The organism is Flavobacterium cupreum, from assembly GCF_003996965.1.
GTDB lineage: Bacteria > Bacteroidota > Bacteroidia > Flavobacteriales > Flavobacteriaceae > Flavobacterium > Flavobacterium cupreum.
The window spans coordinates 130,741-149,283 of record NZ_QWDM01000015.1 but is presented as its reverse complement, the minus strand read 5'-3'; the positions used below and the strand labels follow the sequence as shown (position 1 = coordinate 149,283).

Below are 18,543 nucleotides of genomic sequence, written 5' to 3'. Positions count from 1 at the left end.
ATAGAAAAACAACCAATAGAGTAAAATAATTTTATACTTTTAAACTACTTTTTAGACACCTTTTTGAGTTCATTTATACTGCTCACTTTTATCCAGAATTAGGTGCTCACTTTATCCAGAATATCCAGACTAAAATTAATCGTAGCTGTAAATGTACTATGTTTACTATCTACGTAACTTTTTTATTATTTTAATTTGCTTGATTTGTTTTTTTTACCCCTTTTTAGATAATATCGTAGAGAACACTAACAATTCCTTTTTTATTTTAACTTTTTGCTATCAGAAGTTATTATTTATTGTACTAATCAAAGTAATGGTCTCACTTAAATTATTTTCTGATATGTAATCTAAAATAAAACTGTCTGCTTCTTTTTTATGTTCAAGAGAAGTAGAAAAAGAATTAAGATAAAAATCTTCATTTTCATCTTCAATATAAATAATTTCAGTAAATCCTCTGGTAATTAAACTACCTTTTAATTTTAATACTTTGAACTCACTACTTCTGTCTATTTCTTTTTTCACTCGGAGTTTTATAGTTTTATTCATTGTGTTAGTTTTTTTTGTAAAGTTATCAAAGTAAAAATTATATTCTAATAGCAATAGTAGATAACTTTTAACTATCAAAAAGGTCAAATAAGTTTATAGGGAGTAGTTTTTTTTAACCTAAAATACTGTAACATTGCTCGCAATGCACCGACGAGTTTTAAGATGGAGTGTGGTTGGTGATATCGTAATCAGCAAAACAAATACTTTTGTTTTAATCGCAGCAGAAAATAAGAAAATATATCAAAAATTATAATTGAACTTAATTCAATATTGATTTTCTTATTTGATAGTTGACTTTTATTTTTTTAAGATAAAAATTTAATAAAATTATTTTAGTCACTTCCACAACATAATCTCCCAACCTATCCAAATATACGCCATAACAATCTCGTTGTTAATTTATTAAACTTTTAAATACAATAAAAACAGGTATTATTACTTGCTAGTATTGTATATAAATTAAATAATTTAGCCATGTAATTTTTAAAATCTTTAATATGAAAAAATTTCTTCTTTTTACCTTAATATTCCTTGTGCTTCATACTGCCAATGGGCAAGTGAAGGCAAATTTATCAATCTTAAATTATATAAAATCTGATGTAACGATTCTAATTGACAGTTATAATGATAAAGGAAGTTTAAAAAGCAGCAATTCTTACTTAATCATTAAGCCTGTTGATAAATTAGAATATACTACAAAAAACATTGTAGTAGATGGCTACAAAGGCGGTAGTATTAAAATAAAATACAATCCATCACAATCGAATGCTAAATTTAATTATGAACCTATTTCGATATCACGATCTAATTCGGACGTAAATCATGTTGTGACTTTAACTGGACTAGAGTTATACGAATCTCAAGTTAATGTAAATAAGTTTTTAAATTTAACAAAAGGACTAAAGTTTGATAGTATTACTAAATTTGAACGACTGATCGACATTACAGATCAGTTAGGGAGCTTGGTTATAGGTAAAAAAAATGGTAACTCCGTTACAATAACTGACGTAATTCCGCTAAAAGAGGTCAAAATTAAATATTCAACACCAATAAAATATGAAGAAGCAAGTATTTTGGAAAAATCAACCGTTTCTAACTTAAAATTAAGCATTCCCGTATATGGCAGTATTGAATCTTTAATGTCTAATTCTGATTTAAATTATATTAAATGGGGCATCACATATTATCCAATGATAAACAATACAAGTATTACTACAGCTATAGAAGAACTACCTACTGCAGAAAAGAAGAAATTAATTTCAAAAATTAAAATTTTAAATGATGAATTAGAAGTTTTTGTTTTGAGAAACTATGATGTTATTGAAAGCGGAACTTTTTCAGTAACAAAAAGTACTAAGATTAACATTGAAGGCAATGCTGCAATTGCATCAGTTTTTACTGCAACCGCTGCTTATGCATTTAAATCTGAAGATTCACAATTTTTCTCTCTACCTAATCAAGCTTACAACATGAAGTACGAACCTCTAGGAACAGTTGCTCAATTTATAATAAAAGTTAATTCAATAAGTGATCTTAAACCGCTTGATGGCGGAAATCAACCTATAATTTTAAATCCAGTATTCAGTAGTAAATAAAACAAAAAATATTCAAACTCCAAGTGACAGTGAAACTAATGCAATTAATTTTTTCAAAATATATCTTACATATTTAAAAAAAACGAGTATCAAAAAATTTATGTTTAAACAGAAATCCTTATCTTTGATATTGTTTTTTTTAAAACGCTGTAAGTTAAGTGACCCTATAGGTGACCCTCGCTTAAATAATATATTCTAACCCTTGTATTACCTAGGATTGACATAAAGGAGTCGGAACCTCTTTCTCCGCTTAATTCGGGAAGCCCTTTAAATAATAGGCTTCCCGTTTTTTTAAAAATAAAAGTGAACAAATAGTGTACACTTACTGATTGATTAAATGTCCCCCGCAAACATTTTAATTCTTAAAAAAAATTAAAATGAAATCAATCTACACAATTCCTAAAGTTGTCAAATATGACGACCTTAGCAAATCTTGGTTTATCTATTTTAGATATGACAAGAAACTTTTCAGATTCAAATATGGAATCAATTACATCAACAATTACAAAAAAAGAGAAGCTGAGTCAAATATTCTTCGCGACGCACTACATCAAAAACTGAAAGAAGGATGGAATCCACTTCTTCCGGAACTGATTATTGATGATCCTAAATTAACTTTTATTGAATCATTAGATTTTGCAATCGAAAAAAAGAAGCCAAATATTGGACCCAAAACTTTGTCCGGGTACAGTGGAACTATAAAATTTATGAAAGATTCAAGTGAAGCTCTTTCGTTGAATAATTTATTAATCTGCGATACAAAACGAGCTCACATTAAGTTAATGATGGAAAAGGCAGCTGAACAACGTAAATGGACCAACAATGCATATAATAAACATTTAAATCATCTAAAAGCGATTTTAAGTGAATTGATTCAATGGGATATCATACAAACTAATCCGGCTCACAAAATTAATAATTTAGCAGTGGCCGAAAGTCGCGCAAATATTCCAGCATCTGATAATGATTTTTTTAAGATTAAAACAGAAATGCAAAACAATCACCGTAATTTTTGGAATTTTTGTTCTACAATATTTTATACGGGAATTCGTCCGGAAGAAATTTTAAAGATTACCTTGGGAATGGTTGATCTGAATAATGCAAAAATTACTCTTCCGCCTGAAATTACAAAAACCAACAGAGAAAGAGTTGTACCTATCAATCAACACTTAATTGAAATTTTTAAATCGATGAATTTCATAAATCTACCAGATACTTATTATTTATTTGGCAGCTTTAGACAAAAAGGCAAAGGTAATGTGGGAGCAAAATTAGATTTTATTCCAGGATCTACTAAATTAAAAAGAGATACCGCAACTAAACGCTGGGAAAGGATAGTTAAAATCGGATTAGGAATTAATATGAATTTATATGCTATGAAGAAACACGGTGCGAATAAGATGATCCTTGCTGGTGTATCAATCGATGCCCTAAAGGATCTATTCGGACATACTTCTCAGGTTACTACACAGATTTACATTACCGATCTAAAAGAAATCAACAGAAAAAACATATTAGAAAATTCACCAGCATTGTAATAAAAAAGCGATCCTCAGCGATCGCTTTTTTGATTGTCAATTTGAAGAATAATCTCTTGTACATTTCCAGAATCGTATACATAAAAATCTTCAATATCAATTGTATTTAAAACTTCTTTAATTGTATTCACAAGTTTAAGTTTAAATAATTCTTTGTCATCAGGAAAATCTATTTGTATATTTTCTTTAAAATGAATTTTTATGCTTCTAGGTTCCATAATTTTATATTATTTTATAATTAAAAACCCCTCGATATGAGGGGTTTCCGTAACTTTAAACTAAAGTTAAATCGCTAAGTTCATCAGCTAATTTGTGTAACCCCTTAGAGATTTTTTGCATTTTATCACTAGATAGATTTGCCAATCCTTTAGTATATTGTCGGAATAAACTTTGATTTATATCTGCATAGTGTTCAGCAAAAGCTGATTTATTTATCACACTAAAATATTCGAACACTTGCTCCAAATCGATTTGATAACTAATTTCAAAATCAGTTATCGCAACGCTTTCTCCTTTTTCTTGTAGATATTCTACATGATATTGAAGGACCTCGTTGAAATTTTCTTTAATTTCGGAAATACTACTTCCGACTGTAGTTAATCCATCAATCTCTTTTGCGAATGCAGAAAAACCTGTTGAAGTTTTCTCAATCACAACTGAAATATCAGTCTTTTTACTTTTCATGTTTTTATGATTTATTGAAAACGGCAGGACTATCTAAGTCCTGCTTGTTTCAAAATACTGTTTAAAGTTCCTTTTGCCATTTCTTTACTTCCATGTCTAGGGACAGGAATTTGACCTTCTTTTGTTGGATGTCTATACAAATCGTGATTAGCTCCATTACGAAATAAATACCAACCATCTTCTTTCAGCAATTTTAGCAACTCATTAACTGATGCCATGTTTTTTTAAATTTTAGATTAATACCGGACGTCTACTTCTCTTTTTCATAATAGTTGGGATTTAATGGATTTTATTTTAATGATTTTTGTGTTACAAATATATAACATATTTGTTATATAACAAATATGTTATATATATTTTTTTAAATTTTATCCATTACAAAAAAACCGAAGCTTTACACTTCGGTTTGATTTATTTTTTTTTCTCAATCTTCATGGTCCGGGTTTCGCCGCATTCATCGAAAACCTTTGATGTAAATTGTTTCTTTCCGAATAGCCGGGTTTTGATTCCTAAGAAACTCCATTGCCGGCGTTCCCAATAAGCCACCGCATCAGACTTATTATTAAATTGACGATCATTCACCTCTATTATGAGTTTTTGGCCATCGTATGACGCAATTCCCTTTATAGTCATACACTTTGTTGTATCTGACCACGATTGCTGCTTAGGAATGCTATTTTTGATTGCGTCAATCATTCCGGAAACGTCGGTCTCTCTTTTAGTCGTATCGCGATATTTCAAAGTCTGGGAAACTAAACTTTCGATCCTGCTGATTTTTATATTGGCGGCGTCCAGCTTTTTCTTTAGTTCCGGATCATTATAAATGATTTGATCATTTATTTCATCAGTTGATAAAACCTGAGACGAAAACCTGAGACTATCAAATTTTCTAATCTGGGAATTATTTTCTGTTTGCCGGGTATTTTCTGAAAGCTGGTATTTATAATCTTTATAAAACCAAACAGCAGCCAAAGCCAGCAGAACCAAACCAATAGTTTTTAAATTTTGTAAAATAACAGTTGGATTTATCATAACTTAATCTTTTACTTGGAAATGCATCCAATCATAATTTTTTTCACGTCCCAAACTCTCAAATCCGTGCTTATAAAAAATATCAATCATCTTTTTATATTCCGGTCTTGCAAATCTTGCGGTTTTAGATGTTTCCTTCAATAAATTTCGATCAGGATCTAAATCTATAGCACATCCCCAGGAATGTACGGAAAGTTCAGAACCTCCTCTCATTAATCTATAATTAAAGCAGCCACCAAAATCATCTATCTGAAGCCTCTTAATTTCATCAATTCCGTAAACTTCAAGTATTTCCTTGAATATAGCTTTTAGCTTATCAGCAACTAACTTATGACAGCTCATTTTAGTCACATAAGTGCTAGTTGCCCAATTTAGAAACATTGGATAAGGCAAATCTATAGTAGTCAAATAACCGGCACCAGTCTTATTAGGTATGCCGTACTTTTCTATTAATCTTGCTTGTGTTATCATAATTCAATTATTTAGTTATAACATTCCCGGTATCTGAGAATAAATTTTTTATTTGGAAAGTGATCAATCTTCGAACGGGTCGAACAAAATATTTCACAAAATCATTATTATTTCCAATGACTTCCATGTTCTCAAATATTGAGACTACTTCAATATAGATCATGATACCAATCATAGAATCACCAAATAAGCCTGAGTACTGATCTCCGAATTTACTTGCGCTCACACTTTTTATATTTAGCAATACCATTCCAATGATGATTGAACCTCCGTATTGCATAAATTTTGTAAAGGTTTTTCTAAATCCCTCTGAAGTTCTTATTGTTTTTGTCAATGTAGCTTTGGTCACTCCAAAAACGAAATCTAAGGCACAAAAAATAAACAATCCTATTAGTAAGCTGCCGTCAGGTATATATTGTAAAATCATAGTATTTTATTTAATAATTTAAAGACCTAAAATATAATCCATTGAGGCTTTGGCCGAATCAATATCTACAAAAGACTGCATAACAAATTGTGCATCATCAGCTTTGGCAAATTCAAAATCACGAATTAATTTTTGAATCTTAGTTCGGCACATTTCAATAAGCATCATAAAGATTTTATAATTCAAATCTGAAGCTTCGAACTCAGCAATTATATTTGCTTTATGTTGAGCTAATGAAACTCCAAACAGATCTGCTTCATTTTCAAAATATAATTCTAAATCAGGATCTGAAATCAATCCTTTTGCTAATTGGTACTTAATCTCGTTTAATTCGCATTGAGTTAGAACATAAACGTTATTTATAATCGGCTTTTCATTTTCAATAACCGCGGTTTTTGCTCTAATTCTCAGATCAGAAATTAGTACCTGTAATCCAATTAAGTATTGGGGAACCTTTATGGGATTTACCTCACCTGGAGTTCCTTCAAACATGGTTAAATAATTTCCAAGTGAAAGCCATTCTTCGAACTCAATTCTTAATGGGTTGCTTGGATCTTCTGGTACTATATCCGTACGATTTTTATAAATCAAATACGAAACTTGTGATTGTTCAAACATATTTATTTGTTTTTTTAATTAATAGAAATATTTATTTTCAACGTATGAAACCCCAACTTCTACAGAAGCAGCTGTTGTTCCGTTGTTTCTGCTTACAAACCAAGACATAACAACGTTAGAACCTATAGGCGCATTTGTTGTTATATTTCCCGAAGCTGTATAAATAGGTGTTTTAGAAGGCGTAGTGTTTCCATATCTGTTGATAGTCCATGTAGCAACACTAGCGCTAGGTTCAATTTTTATAAAGAACTCATAAATACAATTAATTGTATTATGCGGAAAATTAGAACCCAAATCTATTTTAGTGCAAGTGCCTGACGCATCATTATGCATTATTTTTAGATTCGTATCAGTACTATCATTTCCTACAAGTATAGTGCTTACCATACTTGAAGGTTCAATATTTCCCATATCAGTAGTAAGAGCACTTATGCCTGCCGCAATTCTCGAAGTAGATACAGGTGTAAGATCTGAAGTATCAAATTTAATAACCAAATCAATACCAGAAGCGCTAGAAAAAGGACGAACGCTACCACTTCCTGTAGCGACACCACATGATGCGCCGGCAGTTGCTGCGCTTCTATATACAAGTCTTTGTATTGAAGTTATTAAATTAGTATATGTTATTGTTGTTTGAGTTATTTTTGAACCAGTTAAGATAAGTGCATAATCTAAAATAGCTCCTTGCTGTGACATTCCAGAACCACCTCCAATAGCCCACCATTTAGCGGTTCTTCGTGTTCCCCCGGCTTCAATATCGCCGGTTCCGAAAATAGAAATACCGCCAACGGTTTTAAAAAGTGACTTGAAATTTAGCCAGGATATTATTTTTGCCTTATTTGAATCTGATGAATCAAAATGCGGTATACCGTCGGCATCTGCCATTGTAGATTTTAAAGTAAAAGTACTTAGAAGTGTTCCAAAATTTGCATCAGTTAGTTTTTGCTGAAAATATGCTATTGCCCCGGCAATGTGAAGATAAAGTGAAGTAGATGCTTCGTTTCCAGATACGGTACCAGTTTTATTTGCTGAATTCTCAGGAACATATCCGATATTTGTTTCCAATACTCCCCAATTGGCAGCAGTTTGCCCGGGAGAATCTACAACTGCCATAAAACTATCACCTATTGTAACAGCTTTTCCGGCTAAGGTACCAGCCACAGAAACAACCCATAAATCACCTTTTAGAATGGCACCAGAGGCGCCGCTTCCGCCGGTTGTCGGAAATACATTTGTTGAAGCATCATAAACGCCTCTGTAATCTAATAATCCAACAACAAGACTATCAGCATACGCTTTTAATGTAGATAATCCTGAGTTTACCGCATCTACCGTTGGATATTTAATCGCAGATCCATCGACATCGAGGGAATTTTGCTTGTTTACGAGTAATTCGAAGTCGGTACCAAATTCAGGATCCGAATTTAGAATTGTAGAATCAGTTACACTAATAACTGTAACCAAAACTGCATTCAATGGTGTCGCCGGTGTTGGTGAAACACCTGCAGTTTCAGGCCCAACTATTTTATAAATATTATTAGCCATGTCGGCCACCAAAATATCATTTCTCGTGTAACCTACTTCTGCGTAAGGAATATTGAATTCTGCATCTGCAACAAGTTGATAATTCACATTGTTAATGATCCATTTTGCGCCCGCAGCAATAGTAACATCATTTACTAGAATTGATACACTTGCCGACACTAATTGATTCTGCCTGTACTTTAAAATAGCATCAACGATTTGTTGTAAGTTGATACGCTCAGATACACCGTCAATTGATACGTGAATTTCCGACGCAGTATTTAAAGTTGACTGCAAAGGAAGTTCAAATATTTTTTTCGCATTAGTACTGATTGTGTTTAACATTTCAGTGATTTGTGCCAATCTTTGCGTTACGACTGTTTTAAAACTCATGATGAATTATTTATACAACAAATGTAAAAATTATTTATCTATTTAGAACGATTCTAAATAACAAAATGCATAAGTTAAGACGTTAATATTTAATAACTTTGCTGATATGATGTTTCTAATTATACTTTTTGTAGTTGTTGTTGGAGGTTGCTGGAAAATTGGCAAGGCTGCCGGGAATTCGATGTTTCCGGATGAAAGACCATCCAGTTATGTTGATAAATCAACAACAATTGTACATCATCATCACCATCATTATCACGACAATAGAAGTGTTCACGTTGACGGAAAACAATTTAAAGATTTGAAAAAGTAATAAAAAAGCCTCTAACTAAAGAGGCTTTTTCTTTTTAGTAGCTTAGATATCCCGAATCAGTTTCAATTAGGCCTGGTACTTCAACTTGACTTCCGTCAAAATCAATATTCCCACTACCTTGTGAGTTGTAAATATTTCCTGTTTTCAACATATTAGCCGTTAAAACATATAAGTTTGATTTCTCCAAAGGACCTTCCGTCGAGAAACTTCCATTTTTGACGTACCCTACTCCATTTAAAAAGACTTTCTCATGCGAAAGCGCAATCATTATCTTTCTCCAGATTTCTTTCGTTACAGGTTCAAAAATGAATTGATCTCCTTCATACAAATCAGCAGATAGTAAAATTGCGTCAGTATCGGTTTTATGAATGTCACTTTCTTCATCAACAGCTCCTTTTTGAATTGTCAACGGAATTCTAATCTTAAATTGAATCCCAGTTGCATAAAATATGTCGGTGTTGGTTGTGTTGTAATATCTTATTTCCAGAACATCTTCATGCTTGATTTTGCACCATATTTCTTCACTTAAATAGGTAATAGTTGTAAAGTTTGGATCGGTCTTTTTTAATTCTACCTGAAAGTGCTGATCGATATAGTCCACCATATCAATATAATATTCATAAACTTCATAATTGAACCTATTAAAAATGGATCCGGCAACAATGCTAGTTTCAGAACCAGTATAATTTTGCGAAAACACAATTACATCTGCGTTTTTAGATTCATCAAAAATGATCTGCTCGATCAAAAACCAAGCATTTGAAATCACTATATAATTCCCAACAGTGGCCCACTCCGGAAGCAATCCGTTTAATGAATATGTCCCGGTTGTTGCATTCGTGTCATAATCATAAGTATTACCTGCCAAGAAATAAACACCGGTTTTTCCATTGTCCAAATTATACTTTCTTGCGTCTCGTTTGTCTTTGATTCCAATATTACTGCTTTTCTTTTCAACCGGAATTATGACCTCGCTAAGATCTTCTTTAATGATTTTAGCAACATTATTTGCATAGTTCGACCTAAATTGAGTTGGAACGATGTCCGCGCTTTGAAATTGCTGAACTTCCCTATATACCGTGTCAACATCTACTTCGCAGCTGAGTGTATTCTCATCAGTTTTATAATTTGCCGAATCCCCCCACGTAATACGATTTGCATATCTTATGGCATTAGATTTTGACATATAGGAGTATGGAACCTGAATCCCGAATTCATTTACTGAAAACGGTTTTTCAAAAGAACATCCGTACTGATCACGAACAAATAACGTAAAATCACCGATGTCAAGTCCGGAAAATGTATTTTCAATTTGCCATGAAACACCGTTCAAAGAATATTCCAGGTTTAATCCTGCAGTATTAATATTTTCTATTATGACCGTAGCGCCGTTAGGACTGTTATTTACGTTAATAGCAAAATTGGAAGCATTTAATATGCTTGGTAACAATATTGATCTTGAATCCGTTTTACCATTTGCATCTTCTACAATTAAGTTGACAGTCGAACCGCGAAGCCAATCAAAAGAAAAGGGATTATCTGCATTTGGATTTACATTAACCGGGCTCAATATCTTTACCGCAAGTAGATCTGTTGTAACATTTACTTTTACATTTTGGCACTTATTTGTAGTAGCCTCTGAAAACGTTGCATCCAAAATATGAATTGAAGGAACAACAGTTTCATTTACGATAACTACGGTTGCACTTTCATTTGAAGCTGTAACGGAAAAAACCGCTCCGGGATAATTTGCAATAATCACAACACGGCCTAATCCTTCACCAAAACTTGTTGCAGTAATTGTATACAAACTACTTGCGTTATAATCCAGCATCAGTGCAGATCTGTAGTAAGTAGCAATATTTCCAATCCAACCTGTTGGAGGATCTCCCGGCACATGGCCAAATGTAGGCAATTGAGTTTGTCCGGATCCCAACCGTGACTCCAGGAACATTTCATTTAGATTAATACCATAATTGGATTCCAGAATATTTAAGACGCTTTCTACAGCTGGAACTTCCGTAAAGTCAATTGTTATTTTTGAATTTGCCATTTTTTACCTATTTACTTTTAATACTTTCCACTGTCCAGCTCCGTTAGGTTTCAAGTTCATTAGAAATCCCTTTTCAATTTCGCCATCTTCATTTATAAATTCAACTAATCCATAAAGATTTAAAACCTTCTTACCTAAAATAGTTGTAGTACCATTGACTTGCTGCATTACATCAAAATCACAAACATGTTCGAACTCTATATATTGCGGTATGAACCTCGCAGGATCTAATTCAGAATTCATTATATCACCATTTTCCGCATATTCATTTTTGCCAATCAATTTTGTTTTAAGCAATCTATTTGAGGTAGACGACCCAAATTTTAATTTGTTTGATGCATATTTTATTACAGAAGCCGATATCCACCAACCATGGCGAAGTAAAGAGTTAAAAGGTGACAATCTTAAATTTGTTGCCGTCTCCGGGCTAAAAATACCGGTAGGAGCTTTATCAAAATCATCCTGCCATTTTCTTTGCTGATAAACGCCAGTTGGCCCCTTTTTCAAATCCAGGAACCATATGTCTTCATCATATGAAGTATCCTCCGTATCTCCCAATGATTTTGGTTTTCTTCTGGCAAATTCCATTCCGTAACTATCAGCGCGATACTTAGAAATTTGGATATAGACATTTTTAATTTTACTAATTATTGTAGAAAAATTAGACTTTACATTAAACTCGTCCAGTCCAAAAGCCTCCTCATAATCTCCGCCCTTTTCGTAGCCATTTTCGATCGATGAATAATACTTATCAACAGCTTTATATCTTTTTAAAGATTTTACTTGATTAGGAAGTTTTACGGTTACGTTTCTATTCCAGAAATAACTTCTTTTCTCTATTCTTACCCGTTCTACATTTCCTATATTTTCAATTCCCATTCCTAAGTTAAAAACTGCAGCTGTGGAGGTTGTGAAATCTTTAAATGATGTAGTAATTGGCTTGAATAAATTACTTACTTTGCTTTGTAAAGCAGTTTCTTCTTGCGGCAATGGTAATTTGTCAAACTGACGAACCCAAAATCCGTGCGTAAAAGCAATAAATGCTCCTTCACCATCAACAGGATAACCTAAATCAGTTCTGCCAAAATAATCAGAGTAGAAAGCGCCTTTTTTATTTGTTGCAATTGTCACAAGTCTTTCTGCTAATTCGTGAGCAAGAATAGCCTTAGTGATAGATTTATCTTCAAAACTATCTTCCTCAAGATCCAAACTGCAAATAATATTTCGAACATCAATTTCCATTCGTTGCGATGCGGTATTATGGAAATCAACATTTTGATCAAAAACTAATTGTAAACTTTCACTTGTCAGCAAACTAATTGTAGTGTCAAGATCAACTGAGAATATTTTACCATTAAGTTCAGAATAAGAGCTTTTTTGAAACAAAATTCTATTCTCCTTAAAATTTAAGTCACTAGAGCTATATGTTCCTAACCTGGCATAGAAAACAAAATTATCTACATCATCAAATACAGTGATATCAACCTGAAACTGTAGTTCTATTTTAATTTTAAGATCTCTATTTTTATCAGAAACCGCGAAGAATAAGTTTCCAACCTCAGCTCCACCGGTTCTGTCCCATGAATTATCACCAATCAATGTACCATTTAAAGGTGATTGCGCGTCTTCATGTGATTTATTAATAAGTTCTAATGGAACTGAAATTGTAGATCCTCTTTTATTACCATCGGAAGATATATTGACCAATCGAACCGAATTACTGGATGCTTTCGTCTGGAACTTTGTACGTAGAAATATCCTTCTTCCATCAAGTTCCACTAGTACTGGGTTTAATTCCGGAATTATAGTGTCATTCATGGTTGTCATTCTATCAACTTCAACACTTTCAGATTCACGTGCTTTAATTTCCTGCTCTAAACCCCCGGAATTAAACTTAACACTTACCTGATTATCTTCTTTGTTCCAAGTTGATAAATCCAGATATCCAGAATAGGTTAGAGTCCAAACATCCGTTTGTGGATGTCTTTCGTTTCTAACCAATTCAATTTCAGCCTGAATATCATATAAATCATCTATCAATTGAATAAAATCGGCGGCACTTCCAACGAACTTTAATGAATTGGAAAATTTAGGGAATATACCATCATATGTTTCATGTCTGGAATATTCCTTATCATCATCTGTCCATCCAATTGGCTCAGTAATTACAATTTCACCTAAATCTTTATTCTTTAAGATGTATTGGACTCTGTCGTTATATTGTGGATTTATATTTCCCATTAGCTCCAGTTAGTATTTTTATATTTCCATATTGAATGCGGAATGTCGATTTTAGGGGCATTTAAAACAGGTTGTTTTTGATTTTTAATTGCCTGTGTATTTCTTTTCAATTCTTGCAAAAGTTCTTTTCCGTATGAAGCTTCAAAGTATTGAGTTGCTTGAAAATCACTCATGTTTCTGCCTTCCATGTTTAGACTAGCCAGCATTGCGGCTCTTTGTACTTTTTTATAATCATCAACTGATCTATGCACGGTATCGCCTTCCATTAACTGGACGATCTTGTTCATTCCGGAATATACTTTTGCTGAACCATCCTTAGATTCTACCACTTCAGTAACTCCGCCGTCATTAATCATTGCGACCTCTTTTGGTCCCCCAACACGCCCATCTTTATATTTAGGTATTGGTGTAGCTACAATTGCCGCTAACTGAACCGCTGCAACCGCCGCTGTAATAACTGCCAGAGCTAAACCAACTCCAGGGCCGGCAGATAGCGCCGATGTAATTGCTTTGGCAGTGTTAAAACTTGCTTCAGTAATTGCAAGTGCTTTATTGAAAACAGCTTGTTTGTGTTGTTCTTTTTTCTTCTTTTTTTCTAGCTCATCATTCTTTTTATCACGTTCTTTTTGCAGAAGATCCTTTTGCCTTTCGTCATTTCCAGCAAGCTCTATTTGCTTGGCATAATACTCATCATTCTTCGTTTGTTCCGATTCAATATTTTGAATTCTGGTATCGAAAATTGCATTTGCTAAATCTTGGAGAACAAAAGTTGCTTCTCTTGATAATTCTTCATACTTCTTGAATCTTTCAGTTTCAAAAAACAGAATCTTTTTGTTGGCTCTATCATTATTAACAACATTTATTTCTGAATTTTCCAGTTTTAATCTGGAAAGTTCATTATCTATTTGGTTTCTTTTTTTAGCTGAAATCCTTTCATTTTCCGGAAGTTTGTCCTGAGCTGAAAGCAAATCTTCAATTGCTTTTATCTGTATTGCATTTGCTTCTTTGGCAGCAGATCTCTTTATCTCAACTATCCGTCTTTCGTGCTCTTCCTGTGCTTTCTCTAAATCTGTAAGTTTATTTAGTGATGCATTGAAAAGAATATTTTCAGCTTCCAAAGCCTTGTTTAGCTTAGTATCCTCTAAAAGTAATTGAGCATCAACACGTTTTTTTACCTCTTCTGCTTCACTATCAATAATTTTCTGCCGATCTTTTATACCCTTTTGAGTTAATTTATTTTGGTCATCTTGAAATTTTTCAAAAATTAGTAATTGACCAGCGGTTAACTTCTTTTTAATGGAGCCTGTTTCCAATAAGGTTTGTATCTCCATATCTGATAACTCACGGACAAGCTTTCCTGTATTTTCATTATATTTTCCCAATTGAGATAATTCAAATTCAGCCGCATTTCTAATTTTCTCAGAAGCTAATTGTATATAATCTGAGAGAGCGTCTAATCTTTTATCATAAGAAGATTTATCATTATTTAAAATATCCTCGTCAAGGTCAATAGCAATTTGTATTCTTAATTGTTGAAGTTTAAACAGGTCTTCAAGTGCTTTTTTTTCCAATTCATATCGCTCCTTTAATCTTTTCAATCTCAGTGCCCTCGCCTTCTTACTTTCTTCAGCTTTAAACTCTGCATCCTTTACGGCAGCATCCTTATCCAAATTCTGTAATTGCTTATTAAGTCGTGCTATTTCTTCAGTAGTAAGCTTAGAATTTTGCATTAACGTAGCTTTCTTAAAGTCTAACTTTTCTTTTTCTGTTTTTATTAACTGATCAAGTTCTTCACTTGTATTTCCTTGTTTACTAACACGATATCCGCTCTTTTCCAATACACTTTGCTCAATGAGAAATTGAGCTATACGCTGTCTTGAAGTATTGATTTCAGTTTCAGTTCTGGCAAGTTCAAGCTTTTTTAAATTTGTATAAACCTCCAGAGATGCTTGTAATATTGTCTTCTTTCTTGCAATTTCTTCTTTATCAAGTTTATCAGAGTTCTCACCTTGGGCTTTTCGAAGTTTTATATCATCTTCAATATCCTTGAATCTTTCATTATTCGACTGATCTCGTGCATCGGCATAAGCTTTTTCAGATTTCTCTAATTCTTTGTTTGCATCAACAATTCTTTGAATGTTCTTTTCGGCATCACTCATCTCATCATTAAAAACCATGTATGCAACAATGGCGGCAGCTAAAAAAGCAAGTATTATACCCCATGGTGTTGATTTAACGGCAATATTTAACCCTTCCTGAGCAGCCGTAGCTTCTCTAGCAGCCGCCGCTTGCGCTAATATTGATTTAGTCCCTATTCCAGTAGCTAATGCAAATCTTATTTGAGCAGCTGTAGCTGCAGTTTGTAATGCGCTCCATGTTGTCATTATAAAATTTACAGTTCTTAAAACGCTGATGTAGGTTAGTAAAATCGTTCCAAACTTTACTATAAGGTCCATTATCTCTTTGAAATTGTCGCGAACAAACTTTAAAGTCTTTGCCAAGGAAGCACTTCCGGAATTAGCATCATCAGCATTTAAAATATATGCTTCCCATCGATCTTTAATATCAGATAGGATAGATGCAAGACTTTCAGATGCAGCAGCAACTTCTTTGTTCAAAGCGGCGTTATCGATATATTCCTTTTTTGCCTGAACCATCGCATTAGCGAGCAAATCATAATTTGCAGCCAATGAACCAATAGTTTTAAAAGATCTAACCTCATCCAGTCCAAGTTCACCCAATACAACGGATAAATTTTGACCTTCTTTTTTGGCCGTATTTAATCCTTTAATAAATTTTACAAACACACCAGTTGCATCCTGGTTAAATTGTTTGGATAGTTCTTTCTGTGTTAAATTAGTAAGCTTTAAAACCTTTTCAAGATTCTTTCCGGTTGCAATAGATTTATTAATTACACCAAATGTTTTTTGAATAGAACTGGCAGAGACTTCTGCTTCAGACCCCAAAGATGATGTTGCAGCTCCCAAGGCTAAAACTCCTTGGGCCGAAGTATTATACACAGCAACACCTTTTTGAATCTCTGTCGCGTTTGCAAGTACTTCTTTCTCAGTAGTAGCAAATGAGTTTCCTAATTGCGTAATAACTGATGCTAAACGATCAGCATTTTCGAAACTATCAGACGACACTTCAATAAATTTTGCAAACTGACCAACTTGCTCATCAGAAATTATATCTGATGTGAGTTTCAATTTTTCTATTGCTGCTGAAAACTTCAAGATATTAGCGGTACCGGTAACACCTAACTGTCCTGCAACCTCGGCTGATTTAATTAAACCGTCAACAGTAACTCCATTAGTCTTATCACCCAATTCAACTACTTCTCTACCAAATTGCTTTAAATCTTCTCCAGAAATATTTGTTGTTTTACCAACAGCTATAAGCTGTCTATCGAAGTCTTTAATGACACTGAATATATCTTTTACAATCTGACCAAATAAAGCCAATCCAGTTGCTAAACCGAAAGTTGACATCAAATCTCTAAATGTTGCATTTAGTCCTTTGAATGCATCACCATAATTACCGATATTTTTCGAGTAATTTTTAATTGCAGCATCAACCGCTTTAACTCTGGCGTCAAGCTTGTCAAATTCTTTTTGCGCAATAATTATTGCAGCAGTATTTTTATTTTCGACAGAAAGCAATTCTGCTAAACGTTTTTGTGCATCAAGTCTAGCCTGATTCAATTTTGCATAAGCACCTACAAGGCCTAAACGTTCCTTTGCAGCTTGCTTCAATTGTTTATTAGTCTCAGCCAATAATATACGTTCATCTAGTGATTTTTTATTTAATGAATCCTTTGCTTTTGCTTCTTTTTCAGCTAATGCTATTGCGGAAATTTTTATTTTGTTCGCAGATATCTCAGCAGCTTCCTGTTCTTTAATAGCAAGTATAGCTTTTTGTGTAGCTAGTATTTCCTGCTGTTTTGCATTTATATAATTTGAATTGTTTGAAGAATCTTTAATCTGTTTCTGAATCGTGGCTATTTGAAGAATACCTTTAACAAACTCTACATTTTTGTCAATTGCAATTTGAGCCTGCTTTGCATAGTCTGGACCCCAATTAAGCGCCTCATCTTCGATAATATCCTTACGTGTAATTATACCTTTAGAATTAGCCATTTTTTTTGTTTTTTAAATTTTGTTGCTTGATTGATTCGACCTTAGCATGAACTTGTTTTTCATAACTAAAAAATGCGGTATAAGTGATTGAATTAAAGTCTCCTATTTGAAACTCCAGTATGGAACAGTAGGAAGCCATTACATCGTCAATACTATATTCCTGACCTTGATCAATTTTTGGTAGTAGCTTCGAAAGAACGTTGATCTTCACTTTTAGTGCGCTCGCCTCTCGAACAATTTGTTCTATATCTTGGAAATAAACCTCTTCGTCTTCGATTCTTAGAGTGTAACCATATTGAATTGTCAACAATTTGAAGAGTTCTTCATTGAAATCAAACCTTAAAGCGTCGCACGACATGATAACTATTTTATATGTTGCTTCGAGAGAGCTTATTTCTTTAGATATTCTAAACGTTTTCTTCTCCTGAGCACTTGAACCATCTTTGTCTAAATGCTGTTGGTAAAGAGATTCCCATAATGCAGCAAGAACTTCCGGGTCCTTTTCAGTATCTGATAGCAATTGTATATTTCCAGATTCTGCAATCTTGAAAAAGGTTTTGTAGGGGATTATATCAAGTGAATCGTAAATCATATCTCAAGAATGTTGCGTGCGTTGTTTATAAAAAAAGGAAGCAATCTTTTTGTGATCACCTCCTTTAATTCTTTGTCGGTTAATCCGAATAGTTCATCAGAAAGCCAAGTGTTATCTGGTCCATCGCTTAAAATGGCGGCATTTTTAGGATCTTTGGAACTGAATCTTAAAACGCCACTTACTTCTTGCATAAAAAAGCCTTTGAACCAGTCGCCGGTATCAATTCCCGTAAAAGGATCCCCGGCCTTTTTTTTGCCTCCCGAAATAATCTCAGTACCTTCAGAATAAAAGCCGATTGGATTTCCGAAAATATCTTTGCTGTCAATAGAAAGCCTTCTTTTTTCCATATCCAAGAAATCTTTCTCTATACTTCTTAT

The 18,543-nt window shown here is 33.3% G+C and carries 17 protein-coding genes; 3 read left to right on the top strand and 14 right to left on the bottom strand.

Annotated elements, in window-relative coordinates:
* Positions 1-279 precede the first annotated feature (279 nt).
* On the bottom strand, positions 280-546 hold the full coding sequence (locus D0817_RS20050) for a hypothetical protein (protein WP_127340146.1): 267 nt from the start codon (positions 544-546) through the stop codon (positions 280-282).
* Between the two features lie 497 nt (positions 547-1,043).
* Between D0817_RS20050 and D0817_RS20045 the strand changes: the two genes are divergently transcribed.
* Together D0817_RS20045 and D0817_RS20040 are read left to right on the top strand one after the other, a co-directional pair.
* A complete protein-coding gene (locus D0817_RS20045; protein WP_127340145.1) occupies positions 1,044-2,141 on the top strand; it encodes a hypothetical protein in 1,098 nt (365 codons plus the stop codon).
* A 377-nt stretch (positions 2,142-2,518) separates the two neighbouring features.
* Positions 2,519-3,679, top strand: coding sequence for a tyrosine-type recombinase/integrase (locus D0817_RS20040; protein WP_127340144.1), 1,161 nt, complete (start codon positions 2,519-2,521; stop codon positions 3,677-3,679).
* 14 nt (positions 3,680-3,693) lie between these two features.
* Here D0817_RS20040 and D0817_RS20035 read toward each other — a convergent pair whose 3' ends face one another.
* The 8 genes from D0817_RS20035 to D0817_RS20000 all read right to left on the bottom strand — a co-directional run bounded on the left by D0817_RS20035 (position 3,694) and on the right by D0817_RS20000 (position 8,828).
* Positions 3,694-3,897 carry a hypothetical protein gene (locus tag D0817_RS20035; RefSeq protein ID WP_127340143.1) on the bottom strand — a complete coding sequence of 68 codons (204 nt, stop codon included), beginning with the start codon at positions 3,895-3,897 and terminating at the stop codon, positions 3,694-3,696.
* A 55-nt stretch (positions 3,898-3,952) separates the two neighbouring features.
* The gene (locus D0817_RS20030; RefSeq protein WP_127340142.1) at positions 3,953-4,363 is read right to left on the bottom strand and encodes a type II toxin-antitoxin system HicB family antitoxin; all 411 of its coding nucleotides are present in this window, start codon (positions 4,361-4,363) and stop codon (positions 3,953-3,955) included.
* Between the two features lie 29 nt (positions 4,364-4,392).
* Entirely contained in the window at positions 4,393-4,581 is a 189-nt protein-coding gene (locus tag D0817_RS20025; protein ID WP_127340141.1) for a type II toxin-antitoxin system HicA family toxin, read from the bottom strand.
* Between the two features lie 193 nt (positions 4,582-4,774).
* Entirely contained in the window at positions 4,775-5,395 is a 621-nt protein-coding gene (locus D0817_RS20020) for a hypothetical protein (protein ID WP_127340140.1), read from the bottom strand.
* A 3-nt stretch (positions 5,396-5,398) separates the two neighbouring features.
* A complete protein-coding gene (locus tag D0817_RS20015; RefSeq protein WP_127340139.1) occupies positions 5,399-5,866 on the bottom strand; it encodes a M15 family metallopeptidase in 468 nt (155 codons plus the stop codon).
* Between the two features lie 7 nt (positions 5,867-5,873).
* Complete coding sequence (locus D0817_RS20010; protein ID WP_127340138.1) at positions 5,874-6,293, bottom strand: phage holin family protein; 420 nt, start codon at positions 6,291-6,293, stop codon at positions 5,874-5,876.
* Positions 6,294-6,311: 18 nt separating this feature from the next.
* Positions 6,312-6,911, bottom strand: a complete 600-nt coding sequence (locus D0817_RS20005; protein WP_127340137.1) for a hypothetical protein — start codon at positions 6,909-6,911, stop codon at positions 6,312-6,314.
* A gap of 18 nt (positions 6,912-6,929) precedes the next feature.
* The gene (locus D0817_RS20000; protein WP_127340136.1) at positions 6,930-8,828 is read right to left on the bottom strand and encodes a hypothetical protein; all 1,899 of its coding nucleotides are present in this window, start codon (positions 8,826-8,828) and stop codon (positions 6,930-6,932) included.
* Between the two features lie 106 nt (positions 8,829-8,934).
* On the opposite strand from D0817_RS20000, the gene D0817_RS19995 reads away from it, so the two are divergent.
* The gene (locus D0817_RS19995; protein WP_127340135.1) at positions 8,935-9,141 is read left to right on the top strand and encodes a hypothetical protein; all 207 of its coding nucleotides are present in this window, start codon (positions 8,935-8,937) and stop codon (positions 9,139-9,141) included.
* Positions 9,142-9,175: 34 nt separating this feature from the next.
* On the opposite strand, the gene D0817_RS19990 is transcribed toward D0817_RS19995, so the two are convergent.
* Genes D0817_RS19990 through D0817_RS19970 form a run of 5 tightly spaced genes read right to left on the bottom strand, consistent with a single transcriptional unit; the run spans position 9,176 to position 18,513 of the window.
* Positions 9,176-11,194: a hypothetical protein gene (locus D0817_RS19990; protein WP_127340134.1), complete on the bottom strand. Its 2,019-nt coding sequence runs from the start codon at positions 11,192-11,194 to the stop codon at positions 9,176-9,178.
* 3 nt (positions 11,195-11,197) lie between these two features.
* On the bottom strand, positions 11,198-13,435 hold the full coding sequence (locus D0817_RS19985) for a hypothetical protein (RefSeq protein ID WP_127340133.1): 2,238 nt from the start codon (positions 13,433-13,435) through the stop codon (positions 11,198-11,200).
* Positions 13,435-17,574 (bottom strand): hypothetical protein, encoded by a 4,140-nt coding sequence (locus tag D0817_RS19980; RefSeq protein WP_127340132.1) that lies wholly within the window; start codon positions 17,572-17,574, stop codon positions 13,435-13,437. The genes D0817_RS19985 and D0817_RS19980 overlap by 1 nt, the downstream gene beginning before the upstream one ends.
* The gene (locus D0817_RS19975; protein WP_127340131.1) at positions 17,567-18,166 is read right to left on the bottom strand and encodes a hypothetical protein; all 600 of its coding nucleotides are present in this window, start codon (positions 18,164-18,166) and stop codon (positions 17,567-17,569) included. Before D0817_RS19975 ends, D0817_RS19980 begins: the two co-directional genes overlap by 8 nt.
* On the bottom strand, positions 18,163-18,513 hold the full coding sequence (locus tag D0817_RS19970; RefSeq protein ID WP_127340130.1) for a hypothetical protein: 351 nt from the start codon (positions 18,511-18,513) through the stop codon (positions 18,163-18,165). The genes D0817_RS19975 and D0817_RS19970 overlap by 4 nt, the downstream gene beginning before the upstream one ends.
* Between the last annotated feature and the right edge of the window lie 30 nt (positions 18,514-18,543).